Here is a 14,065-nt window from a genome sequence, read left to right as displayed (position 1 = left end):
CTCATCGGTCGGCACATATTCGGTGCGCACAAATTTGCCGCGTCCGCGTACGAAACCGTCCATATGCATGACGGGTGTCCCCTCCGGCGCCGCATCATTGCAGGGCCATTGGACCGACCCCAGCGCATCGAGGCGCTCATAGGAGACGCCTGCGAAACTCGGCGTGGCCCGGGCGATCTCGTCCATGATCTGGGAGGGGTGGCTATAGTTCCAGGCGAGCCCCATGGCCTGGGCAATCTTCTGGGTGACTTCCCAATCCGCATAGCCATTGCGCGGCGCCATGACCTTGCGCACCCGGTTGATGCGGCGCTCGGCATTGGTGAAGGTGCCGTCCTTTTCGAGGAAGGTCGAGCCGGGCAGGAACACATGAGCGTAGTTGGCGGTCTCGTTGAGGAACAGGTCGTGGACCACCACGCATTCCATGGCGGCAAGGCTGGCCGAGACATGTTTGGTGTTGGGATCGGACTGAAGGATATCCTCGCCCTGGACATAGAGTGCCTTGAAGCTGCCTTCGATGGCGGCGTCGAACATGTTGGGGATGCGCAGGCCCGGCTCGGGGTCGAGCTTGACGCCCCAGAGCATTTCGAAGGTTTCCCGCGCAGCATCGCCCGACACATGGCGATAGCCGGGCAATTCATGAGGGAAGGAGCCCATATCGCATGAGCCCTGCACATTGTTCTGCCCGCGCAGGGGATTAACGCCGACGCCGGGGCGGCCGATATTGCCGGTCAGCATGGCGAGATTGGCGATCGCCATCACGGTGGTGGAACCCTGGCTGTGCTCGGTGACACCCAGGCCATAATAGATCGATCCATTGCCACCGCGGGCATACAGACGAGCAGCGCCGCGCACGAGATCCGCCGGCACGCCTGTCAGGGCTTCGCTCGTTTCGGGGCTGTGGCGCGGATCGGAAACGAAGGCGGCATAGTCCTCGAATTCGGACCAGTCGCAGCGCTCGCGGATGAAGGCCTCGTCGAACAGGCCTTCGGTGACGATGACATGGGCCAGCGCGGTCAGCACGGCCACATTGGTGCCGGGCTGCAGCGCCAGGTGGAAATCGGCCTCGACATGGGGAGAGCGGACTGTTTCGGTGCGCCGGGGATCGACAACGATCAGCCGGGCGCCAGACCGCAAGCGCTTCTTGAGCCGGGAGGCAAAGACCGGGTGGGCGGCGGCGGGGTTGGCGCCGATGACGAGCACCACGTCGGTATGCTCAACTGAGTCGAAGTCCTGGGTGCCCGCAGACGTCCCGAAAGCCTGGCCCAATCCGTAGCCAGTGGGAGAATGGCAGACGCGGGCGCAAGTATCGACATTGTTGTTGCCAAAGCCCTGACGCACCAGTTTCTGGACCAGATAGGTCTCCTCATTGGTGCAGCGCGAGGAGGTGATACCCCCGACCGACCCTTTGCCATAGGTGCTCTGAATCCGCCGGAACTCGCTGGCAATATGGGTGATGGCTTCGTCCCAGCTGACCTCGCGCCATGGATCGGTGATCTTCTCGCGCACCATGGGATTGAGGATGCGGTCCTGGTGGGTGGTATAGCCCCAGGCAAACCGGCCCTTGACGCAGGAATGCCCCCGGTTGGCCTTGCCGTCCTTCCAGGGCACCATGCGGACGACCTCGTCACCCCGCATCTCGGCCTTGAACGAGCACCCTACCCCGCAATAGGCGCAAGTGGTGATGACGGAGTGCTCGGGCTGGCCGATCTCGATGACAGACTTTTCGGTCAGGGTTGCCGTTGGGCAGGCCTGGACGCAGGCCCCGCAGGAGACGCAGTCGCTCTCCAGAAACGACTGGTGCATACCCGCGGAGACCCGGCTGTCAAAGCCGCGTCCTTCGATGGTCAGCGCGAAGGTGCCCTGCACTTCCTCGCAAGCCCGTACGCAGCGCGAGCAGACAATGCATTTGGAAGGATCATAGGTGAAATAGGGGTTGGACTCGTCCTTGGCCATGTAGCGGAAATTGCTCTCGTCACCCCGCTTGGCCTGGACGTGGTTGTCGCCATCATAGCCATAGCGCACATCGCGCAGGCCGACGGCGCCCGCCTGGGTCTGAAGCTCGCAATCGCCATTGGCTGCGCAGGTCAGGCAATCGAGCGGGTGGTCGGAGATGTAGAGCTCCATGACCCCCTTGCGCAGGGTTTTGAGCTTTTCGGTCTGCGTCCGGACAACCATGCCCTCGCTGACCAGCGTGGTGCAGGAGGCCGGCGTGCCGTTGCGACCCTCTATCTCGACCAGGCAGAGGCGGCACGAACCGAAGGCGTCGAGCATGTCGGTAGCGCAAAGCTTCGGCACCGATATGCCCGCATCCATGGCCGCGCGCATGACCGAGGTTCCCTCCGGGACACTGACGATGAAGCCATCGATCGAGAGGGACACGGTCTTTTCCGCAGTGGAGGCCGGGGTGCCGAAGTCGATTTCCTTGACGAGAGCCATGGTTCGTATCTCCTATTCGGTCGCGGAGCGGGCCGGGGTGAAGTCATCCGGAAAATGCGTGATGGCGCTCATCACGGGATAGGGTGCAAAGCCGCCCAAGGCGCATAGCGAACCGAATTTCATAGTGTTGCAGAGGTCTGCCACCAGTTCGAGGTTTTTCTCGCGATCGATCCCGCGGGCGATCTTGTCCAGCGTTTCGACCCCGCGGGTCGAGCCGATACGGCAGGGCGTACACTTGCCGCAGCTCTCGATGGCGCAGAACTCCATGGCGAAGCGTGCCATCTGAAGCATGTCGGCACTGTCGTCGAACACGGTGATGCCGGCATGACCCACCAGTCCATCCCTCGCCGCGAAGGCTTCATAGTCAAAGACCGTATCAAAGAGCTGGGGCGGAAAATAGGCGCCCAGGGGACCGCCCACCTGCACGGCCTTTATCGGCCTGCCGGAAGCGGTGCCGCCGCCAATGTCGTCGACGATCTCCCGAAGCGTCAGCCCGAAGCCAACTTCGAACAGCCCCGTATGGCGGCAATTGCCGGCAATCTGGATCGGGATGGTTCCGCGTGAGCGGCCCAGGCCGAAATGCTGGTAGTGGGCCGCCCCCTTGTGGAGGATCACCGGGACGGAGGCCAGCGAGATGACATTGTTGACCACTGTGGGCTTGCCGAACAAGCCGTTGAGTGCCGGCAAGGGTGGCTTGGCACGCACAATGCCCCTTTTGCCCTCGAGACTATTGAGCAGCGCCGTTTCTTCACCGCACACATAGGCGCCGGCGCCAACGCGCACCTCGATATCGAACGTGTGGCCGGAGCCCAGCACCGATCGCCCCAGAACGCCGGCACTGCGCGCAAGGTCGATGGCGGCGCGCATGGTGGCCACGGCATGGGGGTATTCGGAGCGAATATAGATGTAGCCCTTGGTGGCGCCGACAGCGAGCCCGGCAATGGCCATGCCCTCGATCAGAACGAAGGGGTCGCCTTCCATGATCATGCGGTCGGCAAAGGTGCCGCTATCGCCCTCATCTGCATTGCAGACGACATATTTGCGATCGGCCTCTGCGCCTGCCACGGTGTTCCACTTGATCCCGGTGGGGAAGCCGGCGCCGCCACGCCCGCGCAGGCCGGACTCTGTTACTTCGCGCACGATCTCGGCCGGCGCCATGGAAATGGCCCGTTCCAGCCCCTTGAAGCCGTCATGAGCGCGGTAGTCGTCCAGCGAGAGCGGATCGATGATGCCGCAACGTGCAAAGGTCAGGCGCGTCTGCCGGGCGAGAAAAGGAATGGCTTCGGTTGGGCCAAGGGCGAGCGGATGCGTCTTGCCATCGAGAAAGCCAGCGTCAAAGAGCGAAGGAACGTCCGCGGCCGCGACCGGTCCATAGGCCATCCGCGTGCCGGCGACATCGACCTCCACCAGAGGTTCGAGCCAGTGCAGACCGCGCGAGCCGTTGCGCACGATTTTTGCCGAGAGCCCGCGCGCCGCGATCTGCCCAGCGATGGCGCGCTCAACTGCGTCTGCGCCCAAGGCCAGCGCTGCTGCGTCCCGGGGCACGAAAATCGTGGTGGTGCTCATGCCCGCACCTTTTCGAGAATGCCGATGATCTTTTCGTCGTCGAGCCGGCCCAGCGGCACGCCGTCCAGCAGGGCGGCCGGGGCGCAGGAACACAGCCCAAGGCAATAGACCGCCTCGATGGTTACGGCACCGTCAGGACTGGTTTCTCCGATCTGTGTCCCCAAAAGGGCCTGCAACCGTTTGGCTGTCAGGTCCGAACCCATCGATTGGCAGGCCTCTGCACGGCACAGCTTCAGGACATGCCGGCCGGCAGGCTCCTGCCGAAAATCATGGTAGAAGGTGACGACGCCATGGATCTCGGCGTTCGAGATATTGAGGGCCTCGGCAATCATGGGCAGGGCCTCGGACGGGATATGGCCGAACGTTGCCTGAACCTCATGCAAAATGGGCAGGAGCGGGCCTTCAAGCCCCGCCAGTTCGGCGAGGATCGCCTCGACCCTTGTCGCGATGTCGCCGGCACGCATTTGCAGCGTCATGCCGCCATTCCTCCCACATTCCTCCGCGGACCCCGTTCATAGGCCGCAAGGCTCAACTTGGCACAAATATCCTCAGACCTGGCGGTTTTCCGGTTCGGATTTCGTCCCTAGCGTCCGCCTTCTGGTTCGGCCTCACTCCCGCCGCCGCTACATATTGGCGTATATTGGCCCCTCTCCTCCCTGAGGAGGTCTCCAATCGATATTGGCGTTGGGATCCTTGATGTCGCAAGTCTTGCAGTGGACACAGTTCTGCGCGTTGATGACGAAGGTCTGCTTTCCCTCTACCTCTGTCCACTCGTAGACGCCCGCGGGGCAGTACCGGGTGGAGGGACCAGCATAGACCTCCAGTTCCGACGTCTTCTGCAGCGCCGGGTCGCGCAAATGCAAATGTACCGGCTGGTCTTCGGCATGGTTTGTGCCCGACAGGAAGACCGAGGAGAGACGGTCGAAGGTGAGTTCGCCATCCGGCTTGGGATAGTCGATTTTGGTGCAGTCCCTGGCAGGGCGCAGTGCCCCCGCATCGGTCTTGGGATGGCGCTGGGTGCCGAACAGGGAGACGCCGAACAACTGGTTCATCCACATATCCAGGCCACCCAGCCCGACACCCATTATGGTGCCGAACCTGGACCACAGGGGCTTGACGTTCCGGACCTTTTTGAGGTCCTGGCCGATCGGGCCGTCACGCCAGGCCTGCTCAATCGCTGCCGGCTCGTCATGGGCCCTGCCCTCACCGATGGCCTCGGCGACTTTCTCGGCCGCCAGCATGCCCGAGAGGACCGCGTTATGGCTGCCCTTGATACGCGGAACGTTCACCAGACCCGCAGCGCAACCCAACAGGGCGCCGCCGGGGAATGAGAATTTTGGAACGGACTGATAACCGCCCTCGGTAATGGCGCGCGCGCCATAGGACAGACGCTTTCCTCCCGCGAATGTCTCACGGATGGCGGGATGCGTCTTGAAACGCTGAAACTCCTCGAAGGGCGAAAGGTAGGGATTGGTGTAGTCGAGGTGGACCACAAAGCCGACCGCCACGAGATTGTCCTCAAGATGGTAGAGGAAGGAGCCGCCGCCCGTGCGAGTGTCCAAAGGCCAGCCGAAGGAATGCTGCACCAGGCCCTGCCGGTGCTTTTCGGGCTGCACCTCCCAGAGTTCCTTGAGGCCAATGCCGAATTTCTGTGGCTGACGCCCCTTGTCGAGACCAAACCGTTCGATGAGTTGCTTGGCCAGCGAGCCGCGCGCGCCCTCGCCGATCAGCACATATTTGGCCATGAGGGCCATGCCACGCGTATAGTTGGGGCCCGGCTGGCCATCCTTGCCGATACCCATGTCTCCGGTGGCCACGCCGATGACGGCACCCTCGTCATCGTAGAGCAATTCGCTGGCCGCAAAGCCGGGATAAATGTCGACGCCGAGTGTCTCGGCCTTGGCTGCCAGCCAGCGGCAGACATTGCCTAGCGACACGATGAAGTTGCCATGATTGTTCATCAATGGCGGCATCAGGAAATTGGGAATGCGCAGGGAGCCCGAACGGCCGAGAACCAGGAACTGGTCGTCGGTCACCGGCACCTTGAAGGGGTGATCGGCTTCGTCACGCCAGCCGGGCAACAAACTGTCGATGCCGACCGGATCAACGACCGCACCCGACAGGATATGGGCGCCCACTTCGGCCGCCTTTTCCAGCACGACCACGGACAGGTCCGGCGCGATCTGCTTGAGGCGAATGGCGGCGGCGAGCCCGGCAGGCCCGGCGCCGACGACAACCACGTCGAATTCCATGCTTTCGCGTTCGGGCAGCGCGTTGTCCGACATGATCATGCCCCTCTGGCCAGTGGGAGGTAGCGCCGCAGCGGTGCGCATAGACGTGCGTTCACGGTGAAACCATGGCTCCGATCAGTTGGTTGAGCGATACGGTTCCCACCGGCTTGCCCTGGTCTCCAGTGACAATAAGCGTGGTCTTGTTGGCCGCAAGCAGGTTGGAAACGGCCTGCTCGAGCAAGGTGCCGCCCGCCATTTCGACGCCATCGGCATGGCTGGCGGGGTCGCCCAGGGGCTCCATGACGGTCTTGACCTGCAGAACCTTGCCGCGGTTCACGTGCCGCACAAATTCCATGATGTAGTCGTCAGCGGGATTGAGCACGATCTCCTGGCCGGTGCCTTGCTGGACGACTTCGCCATCGCGCAGAATGGCGATGCGATCGCCCAACCGCAAGGCCTCGTCCAGATCATGGGTGATGAAGACGATCGTCTTTTTGATCTCCTTCTGCAGGTCGAGAAGGATGGTCTGCATGTCCACGCGGATGAGCGGATCCAAGGCCGAGAAGGCCTCGTCCATGAGCAATATCGGCGCGTCATTGGCCAGGGCGCGCGCAAGCCCGACCCGCTGCTGCATGCCGCCCGACAATTGATTGGGGTAGCGGTCTTCAAAGCCTTTGAGACCCACGCGGTCCAACCAGTGGTTCGCCGCTTCCAGTTGCCGGGCCCTGGGCACGCCCTGCAGTTCAAGACCGAATACGGTGTTCTCCAGAACATTGCGGTGGGGAAGTAGACCGAACTTCTGGAAGACCATGGCCGTCTTGTGCCGCCGGAACTCCCGGAGTTCAGTTTGCGACATCTTGACCACGTCGACGCCAGCGACGAGCACTTCGCCCACACTGGGGTCGATCAACCGATTGATGTGCCGGATCAGCGTCGACTTGCCGGACCCGGAAAGCCCCATGATCACCTGGATGCACCCGGCGGGCATGGAAATATTGATATTGTTCAGGCCGAGCACGTGTTGGTGCTTGTTCAATATCTCGGTCTTGCTCATGCCCTGCTGCAGCAGCGGGACGACCCGTTCCGGGTTGGGGCCGAATATTTTCGACAATCCCTTGATTTCAATGCCGTAGCTGGTGGAGGCATCATTCATGGGTGTGTTCCTGGTGCTTCTGGATGCGCTTGCCGAAGGCCTGGCTGATGCGATCGAAGATGATGGCGATGCCCACGATGGCGAGGCCGTTGAACATGCCCATGGTGAAATACTGATTGTTGATGGCGCGCAGCACGGGCTGTCCCAGCCCCTGGACGCCGATCATCGAGGCAATCACCACCATGGCGAGAGCCATCATGATCGTTTGGTTGATGCCGGCCATGATAGTGGGCATGGCCAGCGGCAGCTGCACATTGCGCAGTTTCTGCCATCGCGAGGACCCATAGGCGTCCGCGGCTTCTAGCACTTCCTTGTCCACCAGCCGAATGCCCAGATTGGTCAGCCGGATGATCGGCGGTATTGCATAGACGACCACGGCGATAAGGCCCGGCACCCTGCCAATACCCAGCAGCATGACCACGGGAATAAGATAAACGAAGCTGGGCATCGTCTGCATGACGTCCAGGATCGGGTTGACGACGCTCTGCACCCGGTTCGAGCCAGCCATGATGATGCCGATCGGTATGCCGACCACCAGGGACAACAGTGTGCAGACCAGGATCATCGCCACGGTGCGCATCGTGTCTTCCCACATGTCGAAATAGCCGATCAACAGGAGGGTCAGAACCGTGCCGAGAACGATCGGCCAGCGCCGGCTGGCCAACCAGGCCAGAGCGGCCACGACCATAGCCACGACCGGCCAGGGCGAGTTGAGCAACACCCATTCCGCGTAAAGCAACAGGTAGCGCAAGGGCTCAAAGACTTGCTGAATGGCATCCCCATAGGCACGGGTGAAGCTCCGGAAGGAGTCATCGATGACCATGCGCAGCATTCGCAGGTAGTCATCATCCAGATGCGGAAATTCCCAAAACCAGTCCATAAACATTCCGTGTCGTACCAGCGATACGATCGCGGCTCCCTCAACAGGCCAACCGGGGCTGGCGGCCCTGTTCCGGGCCGCCAGCTGTCTCGTCTAGGATAGGCTCACCAATTGAGCCTAGAGGGCCGCTTCGATCTTCTCGGCCGCTTCGGCAGAGACCCACGTCGTCCAGAGATCCTTGTTGTTCTCAAGGAAGTAGTGCGCACCGTCATCGCCGGTTGCCTGATTGTCCGTCATCCAGGCGAGGAGGCTATTCACAGTGGCGTTGGACCAGGAGCGAGCACCGAGATACTCGGAGACGGAGGCCGGCACGCGCTCGGAGAATTCCGAGGTGACGACGGTCAGCACCTTGTCCGCAACCCATTCATTGAGCTTCGGATCAGGGCAATCCGCATTGGAATTGCAGCGCTTCCATTCGTCGGCGTCATGGGGAGCATCGAAGTTGAGCTTGACCATGGGGTAGCGGCCGAGGATGGCCGTGGGCGCCCAATAATAGCCGATCCAACCTTCCTCGCGTTCATAGGCACGCGCGATGGAGCCATCGAGACCAGCAGCCGAGCCGGTGTCGACCAGGACGAAGCCGGCCTTTTCGGCTTCGTAGGCCTTGAACAGCTGCGACGTCACGACCGTACCGCCCCAGCCCTGGGGACCGTTGAACACTGCGGCCTTGCCAGGCTCTTCCGGGGCCGGGAACAGCTCAGGATGCTTCAGGGCATCGGCGATGGTCACGATGTCAGGATTTGCGTCGATGACGTATTTCGGCACGAACCAGCCCTGCTCGGCGCCGTCGGACAATGCCAGTCCGGTCACCTCCAGCTTGCCCTCGGAAAGGCCCCGGTTGACGACCTCGGGAACCAGATCCACCCAAGCTTCCGGCGCGATATCGGGCTGGCCACGTTCGGCCATGGACGTCAAAGTTGGAACGGTGTCACCGGAAATAACCGACACGTTACAGCCATAGCCATGCTGAAGGATGAACTTATCCAAGCTGGCCAGCACCTCTGCACTTTGCCAGTTCATGGAGGCGATTGTGACTTCACCGCATTCCTCCTGCGCCATTGCCGGTCCGGCAGCGCACAGTCCGATCGCGAGACAAGTCAGTTTTACGACATTTTTCATCAGGTTGTTCCCTTAACTCCGATAGCTGTGAAACTCCCGTGCTCGGGAGTTTTCATTTGGGACCCATTTTTCCTGCCAGCCATTTGTCCCTCGACCGGCAAGCCCCTCTTGGTTACCCACTCGACTGCTGTTGAGCCTGCGCAGTGGCGCAGGGCACAAAGTCTCCTTTCGCGTTGTAATTAAATGACTGCCTCCACAACCGGCCTGCCCATCAGAACAAGGGACAGCCGGCGTGGACTGAAAATATGGGCAACCAAGCCAAGCTTGGTCGCCGAGCAAATCGCACGGGCCTGAATACGCCCGGGCGCGAGACTGGCAGTTGAAAGAACACCGTGGGCATGCCCGGCGATCGCTCTTGTTGCTCAAACTGCCAGGGCGAGCGAGTGCAGGAAACCGGCTCGCTGCAACTCAAACAATACCCTTTGACGAGGGAGCATACTGTCACGAGAGGGGCAAAATAGTATGTTTGCGACGGCAGGCCGGTTGTTTCGAGACATGCCCAGACACCGGCGCCGCTGCGCGGCGCCGGTTGAACTCACGGTCCTGTCTGTCTCATGGGACGATTGCGCCGTCACCGACCTGGTGACAGACGCGGCAAGTGGCAGCGATAGCGGTCAAGGCGGCTGACCGCCTCGACCCAAGGTCACTGGTTAGCGCTCGATGACGAGGTCACTGGTGGGCTTGGAGCAGCACAGGAGCATCATTCCGGCATCGATCTCGCGCTGCCGGATGCCGCCTTGGTGGTTCATCTCGACAGTACCCGACACCTTCTTGGATTTGCACGTTCCGCACAGGCCCTGAGTGCAGGACGAGGGCAGGCGCATGCCGGCGCGCTTGGCGGCCTCCAGCACGGTCATGTTTTCCGGCACCTCGATGGCGCGTCGGGTCCTGGTGAATTCGACCCTGAACGTTTTCACTTCTGGCGCCGCTTCGAGCATGGCTTCGCCAAGTGCCACGTCTTCCTTATCTGGCACGGGCAGGGCCTCGAAGTTGAAGCTCTCCTCGTGGTAGCGGGACATATCGAAACCGGATTTGATCAGCAGCTCGCGCACGGCGGCCATATAAGGCGCAGGGCCGCAGACGAAGATTTCGCGACTGCGGAAATCGGGCGCGATCATTTCGAGCATTGGCGCGGACAACCTTCCGCGCAGACCGAAGGTCGGCGAGAGCGGGGTTACGCCCTCAACAATAGGGACAAAGCGGAAATTGACGCTCAGCCGGCTCATCATCTCCAGCTCTTCGCGGAAAATGATGTCGGCGGGGGTGCGCGCATTGTGGACAAAGATGATGTCCTCCTGCTCCCCGAGATCGTGGAAGGTGCGGGCCATCGACATCAAAGGCGTGATGCCGCTACCGCCGGAAAGGAAGAGGTATTTTTCCGCTGGATGAGCATAGCAGCTGAAATGACCCATGGGGCCAAGCGCCTTGATCTGCATGCCAGGCACGAGATTGTCGTGCAGCCAGTTGGAGACCGGACCACCGGGCACGCGCTTGACCGTGATCGAGAACGTATCGGGGCGCGTTGGTGCCGACGAGATGGTGTAGCAACGGTTGATAACCTCGCCATCGATTTCGATGGCATAGGTCATGAACTGGCCGGGCTGGAAGCGCATGCGGCGCGGCACGACGGGGCGAAGCACGAAGGTTTTGACGTCGGCCGTCTCCTGCCGGACCGCCTGGCAGATCAACGCGTCGTCATTTTCGCTGTCCCATAGCTCGTCGGGCAGCCTGAGCGCCGGGGCCTTCTCGTCATGTGGGCCGAAACCGCCTTCTAGAACCTTCATTGTCCGACATATTCCGTCATACGAGAGATGTACCAGCGCACGAATTTTTCGACCAACATCTCGGTGTTCGGCGAGTAGGGGCCAGGCTCGTAGGCTGGGTTGGATGCTCCCTGCTGGCACATGCCGACCAATGCCGAATCCTGCGCATTCGTGGCGGTCCAGACTTCGATCAGGCGATCAATGTCATAGTCTACGCCTTCAACGGCATCCTTGTTCACCAGCCATTTCGTCCGGACCAATGTCCGGCCTTCATCGAGCGGCAGCGCGGAGAAGGTGACGATGTGGTCGCCCAGAAAATGGTGCCACGAATTGGGTTGCGTCCAGAACGACAGCCCGCCCAGCTTGGCGCTGCTGAACGCGCCGAGCGGGACCTTGCAAGCTGCCCTGGTATCCATGGTGTGGCTTTCGCCATCGCCATCCAGGGGCAGGCGCTCGGTACGGAAGCCGGTGACGCGGCTATCGAGTTCCTCGATCTCCCGCGATGGCAGCCCGAGTTTTTCCCACTCGGCATGGCTGGCCTGCCGCAACGCATCGTAGCGCTGGGCATTCTCCAGATCGAGTTGGTCCATTTCTTCCGGCGCAAAGCCGAAACCATAGGCGAAGAGCGGAACAGTCAGCTCGGGATGGTTGGCCTCGCAGTGATAGCACTCGCGATTGTTCTCGATGACCAGCTTCCAATTGCCCATCTCGATCAGGTCGCTTTGGTAGGCGATCTTGGTTTCCCGGACCTTGTGTGGCGCGATATAGGGTCCCATGCGTGCCGCGACCTCGTCGAAATCCTCCGGTGGATTGTCGGCCAGGCAGATGAAGAGCAGGCCTTCGAGAGAGCGCAGATGGACAGGCTTCAAGCCCTTGCACGTCGCGTCGAAGCCCGCCCCCATATGCGGCGCATGGACGAGCTGGCCATCGAGGCCATAGGTCCATGAATGATAGGGACAAACGATATTGCCAACCGTGGCCTTTTCCTCACCGACAAGGCGGGCGCCACGGTGACGGCAAACATTGTGGAAGGCTCTGATCTCATTGTCGTCGTCACGAATGATCAGAACCGAGGCCTTCCCGACATTGACGGTCGCCACGTCGCCTGGCTCCGGCACGTCAGGCTCAATGCCGACATAGATCCAGTGGCGATAGAAAATGGCCTCCATGTCCGCCTCGAACACCTCAGGCGAGGTGTAGAATGGCGCTTCCAGGCTATGGCCTGGCTTCCGCCCCAGGACGAGCGTTTTCAGGGTGGACACGTTGTCGAGCATGACCATTTATCCTCAACCGAGACAAGGCACTCCGGGCCTCCGCAGGGCCATGCTTTCCTGCTTTTTGAACGACTGTCTTGATGCCGAACGACGGCTAATTTAGGAATTCCGACAATTTGTTTGTCGGTGCCCCATGACAATTCGTTCCGAGCCCGAAGTCTTCGGCTTCATGCTAACCGACCAGTTCTCCATGATAGCCTTTTCGGCCGCACTCGAACCGCTCCGCCTGGCCAACCGCGTTGCCCGTCGCAAGCTCTACGAGTGGCACCTCTACTCCCAGAGCGGGGGTAGCGCAGAGGCCTCGAACGGCGTGCGCGTGAGCGTCGACCGCTCGTTCCGGGACGCGCAGAAGATGGACGCCGTTGTGATCTGCTCAGGCGTCAACGTGCAGCAACTGGATCACCGCGACCTGCTTGCCGCGACGCGCCGGCTGGTCAAGTTTGGCGCGGCACCGGGGGCCGTGTGCACGGGCGCCTATGTTCTGGCCAAGGCCGGTCTGCTCGATGGCTACCGCTGCACTATTCATTGGGAAAACCGACCTGGTCTGCGCGCCGATTTTCCCGATCTTGATGTCGGCGAAGACCTGTTTGAGATCGATCGCGACCGGTTCACCTGCGCTGGCGGAATTGCAGCGGCGGACATGATGCTCTCGCTGATCAAGCGTGACCACGGCGATGGCGTCGCCAGTGCCGTGACGGACCAGCTTATTCTCCATCGAATCCGGGAAGCCAGTGAACGCCAGCGCATGGATATGCGTACGCGCCTGGGCGTTGCCGACCCCAAGCTCCTCCGGGTGATCTCATTGATGGAGCGGTCCGTGGGCCGGCCCCTTGCCGTGGAGGAGTGTGCCCGCAGCATTGCCGTTTCGTCGCGGCAGCTTGAACGGATGTTCCTCAAGCATTTGGGCATTCCGCCCAATCGATACTACCTCAAGATCCGGCTCGAATATGCCCGCCATCTGCTGCGCCAGACCCGCATGCCAATTCTGGACGTGGCCATGGCAAGCGGCTTCAATTCCGCATCCTATTTCTCGCAGAGCTATCTCGACCATTTCGGCCATTCGCCCAGCCAAGAGCGAAAGGCCGCGATTTAGGCTGAATTCTCGAGGCCGTAACCGTTCTTACGCGGCACCCAGGGTATCGAAGTTCACGATCTCGGGGCGATGCCCGGTCGCGGCGAGAAACTTGAGCAGTTCCTGGCTGGTCAGGGACACCGTCTCGGTGTTCATCATGGGATGTACGGTGATGCGCGGCATGGCCATCATGTCGGCGGCCAGCACCAGTTGTACCGCATGGTCCTTGTCGTTGATCAGCGCCAATGGACTGACCGAACCCTGTACCACGTGAAGCGCCTCCATCAGCGCCTCGGCACTGGCAAAGGAGAACTTCTTGGCGCCGACATGGGCGGCAAGGGCCTTGAGATCCAGCCGGCGATCGGTCGGAACGCAAATCAGCCAGAGGCCGCCCTTGGCACCCTTGAGGAGCAGGTTCTTGGTGTGGACGCCCTCAAGCGCGCTCCAATAGGGCAGTGCCTCTTCCACGGTGTGCACCGGCGGGTGCTTTATGCTGACGGGAACAATGCCGAGTTCGGTGAACAGGCTGTCGAGTGCGGCACGGGCGTCGGTCGTCATTTTGGTTCCTTTT

11 protein-coding genes are annotated in these 14,065 nt (G+C 61.4%); 1 reads left to right on the top strand and 10 read right to left on the bottom strand.

Annotated features, from left to right (window positions below):
- From fdhF to QZ564_RS11810, 9 genes are all read right to left on the bottom strand, one after another.
- Positions 1 to 2,436, bottom strand: a 2,436-nt coding sequence (gene fdhF / locus QZ564_RS11850; protein ID WP_297109819.1) for a formate dehydrogenase subunit alpha, incomplete at its 3' end; no start/stop codon positions are given.
- Between the two features lie 12 nt (positions 2,437 to 2,448).
- Positions 2,449 to 4,002, bottom strand: a complete 1,554-nt coding sequence (locus QZ564_RS11845) for an NADH-quinone oxidoreductase subunit NuoF (RefSeq protein WP_297109816.1) — start codon at positions 4,000 to 4,002, stop codon at positions 2,449 to 2,451.
- Positions 3,999 to 4,478 carry a formate dehydrogenase subunit gamma gene (locus QZ564_RS11840; RefSeq protein ID WP_297109814.1) on the bottom strand — a complete coding sequence of 160 codons (480 nt, stop codon included), beginning with the start codon at positions 4,476 to 4,478 and terminating at the stop codon, positions 3,999 to 4,001. The genes QZ564_RS11845 and QZ564_RS11840 overlap by 4 nt, the downstream gene beginning before the upstream one ends.
- 147 nt (positions 4,479 to 4,625) lie before the next feature.
- Positions 4,626 to 6,287, bottom strand: a complete 1,662-nt coding sequence (locus tag QZ564_RS11835; RefSeq protein ID WP_297109811.1) for an electron transfer flavoprotein-ubiquinone oxidoreductase — start codon at positions 6,285 to 6,287, stop codon at positions 4,626 to 4,628.
- Between the two features lie 58 nt (positions 6,288 to 6,345).
- Positions 6,346 to 7,386: a glycine betaine/L-proline ABC transporter ATP-binding protein gene (locus QZ564_RS11830; protein ID WP_297109808.1), complete on the bottom strand. Its 1,041-nt coding sequence runs from the start codon at positions 7,384 to 7,386 to the stop codon at positions 6,346 to 6,348.
- Positions 7,379 to 8,266, bottom strand: a complete 888-nt coding sequence (locus QZ564_RS11825) for a proline/glycine betaine ABC transporter permease (RefSeq protein ID WP_297109805.1) — start codon at positions 8,264 to 8,266, stop codon at positions 7,379 to 7,381. Before QZ564_RS11825 ends, QZ564_RS11830 begins: the two co-directional genes overlap by 8 nt.
- Positions 8,267 to 8,383: 117 nt before the next feature.
- Positions 8,384 to 9,385 (bottom strand): ABC transporter substrate-binding protein, encoded by a 1,002-nt coding sequence (locus QZ564_RS11820; protein WP_297109803.1) that lies wholly within the window; start codon positions 9,383 to 9,385, stop codon positions 8,384 to 8,386.
- 650 nt (positions 9,386 to 10,035) lie between these two features.
- Positions 10,036 to 11,169 (bottom strand): hybrid-cluster NAD(P)-dependent oxidoreductase, encoded by a 1,134-nt coding sequence (locus tag QZ564_RS11815; RefSeq protein WP_297109800.1) that lies wholly within the window; start codon positions 11,167 to 11,169, stop codon positions 10,036 to 10,038.
- The gene (locus QZ564_RS11810) at positions 11,166 to 12,422 is read right to left on the bottom strand and encodes an aromatic ring-hydroxylating dioxygenase subunit alpha (RefSeq protein ID WP_297109797.1); all 1,257 of its coding nucleotides are present in this window, start codon (positions 12,420 to 12,422) and stop codon (positions 11,166 to 11,168) included. The genes QZ564_RS11815 and QZ564_RS11810 overlap by 4 nt, the downstream gene beginning before the upstream one ends.
- Before the next feature lie 133 nt (positions 12,423 to 12,555).
- On the opposite strand from QZ564_RS11810, the gene QZ564_RS11805 reads away from it, so the two are divergent.
- Entirely contained in the window at positions 12,556 to 13,515 is a 960-nt protein-coding gene (locus QZ564_RS11805; RefSeq protein ID WP_297109794.1) for a GlxA family transcriptional regulator, read from the top strand.
- 27 nt (positions 13,516 to 13,542) lie between these two features.
- On the opposite strand, the gene QZ564_RS11800 is transcribed toward QZ564_RS11805, so the two are convergent.
- Positions 13,543 to 14,052, bottom strand: coding sequence for a prolyl-tRNA synthetase associated domain-containing protein (locus QZ564_RS11800; protein WP_297109790.1), 510 nt, complete (start codon positions 14,050 to 14,052; stop codon positions 13,543 to 13,545).
- Positions 14,053 to 14,065: the final 13 nt, after the last annotated feature.

The organism is uncultured Devosia sp., from assembly GCF_913055165.1.
In the GTDB taxonomy this organism is placed as follows: Bacteria; Pseudomonadota; Alphaproteobacteria; order Rhizobiales; family Devosiaceae; genus Devosia.
Note: the sequence above shows the minus strand (reverse complement) of the source record. Positions and strands in the feature narration are given on the sequence as shown.

What these genes read in the sequence shown, in the direction of transcription:
- QZ564_RS11805 (WP_297109794.1), top strand. Translation starts at nt 12,556, where the DNA reads ATGACAATTCGTTCCGAGCCCGAAGTCTTCGGCTTCATGCTAACCGAC.
- QZ564_RS11820 (WP_297109803.1), bottom strand. Translation starts at nt 9,385, where the DNA reads ATGAAAAATGTCGTAAAACTGACTTGTCTCGCGATCGGACTGTGCGCT.
- QZ564_RS11800 (WP_297109790.1), bottom strand. Translation starts at nt 14,052, where the DNA reads ATGACGACCGACGCCCGTGCCGCACTCGACAGCCTGTTCACCGAACTC.
- QZ564_RS11830 (WP_297109808.1), bottom strand. Translation starts at nt 7,386, where the DNA reads ATGAATGATGCCTCCACCAGCTACGGCATTGAAATCAAGGGATTGTCG.
- QZ564_RS11825 (WP_297109805.1), bottom strand. Translation starts at nt 8,266, where the DNA reads ATGGACTGGTTTTGGGAATTTCCGCATCTGGATGATGACTACCTGCGA.
- QZ564_RS11810 (WP_297109797.1), bottom strand. Translation starts at nt 12,422, where the DNA reads ATGCTCGACAACGTGTCCACCCTGAAAACGCTCGTCCTGGGGCGGAAG.
- QZ564_RS11835 (WP_297109811.1), bottom strand. Translation starts at nt 6,287, where the DNA reads ATGTCGGACAACGCGCTGCCCGAACGCGAAAGCATGGAATTCGACGTG.
- QZ564_RS11840 (WP_297109814.1), bottom strand. Translation starts at nt 4,478, where the DNA reads ATGACGCTGCAAATGCGTGCCGGCGACATCGCGACAAGGGTCGAGGCG.
- QZ564_RS11815 (WP_297109800.1), bottom strand. Translation starts at nt 11,169, where the DNA reads ATGAAGGTTCTAGAAGGCGGTTTCGGCCCACATGACGAGAAGGCCCCG.
- QZ564_RS11845 (WP_297109816.1), bottom strand. Translation starts at nt 4,002, where the DNA reads ATGAGCACCACCACGATTTTCGTGCCCCGGGACGCAGCAGCGCTGGCC.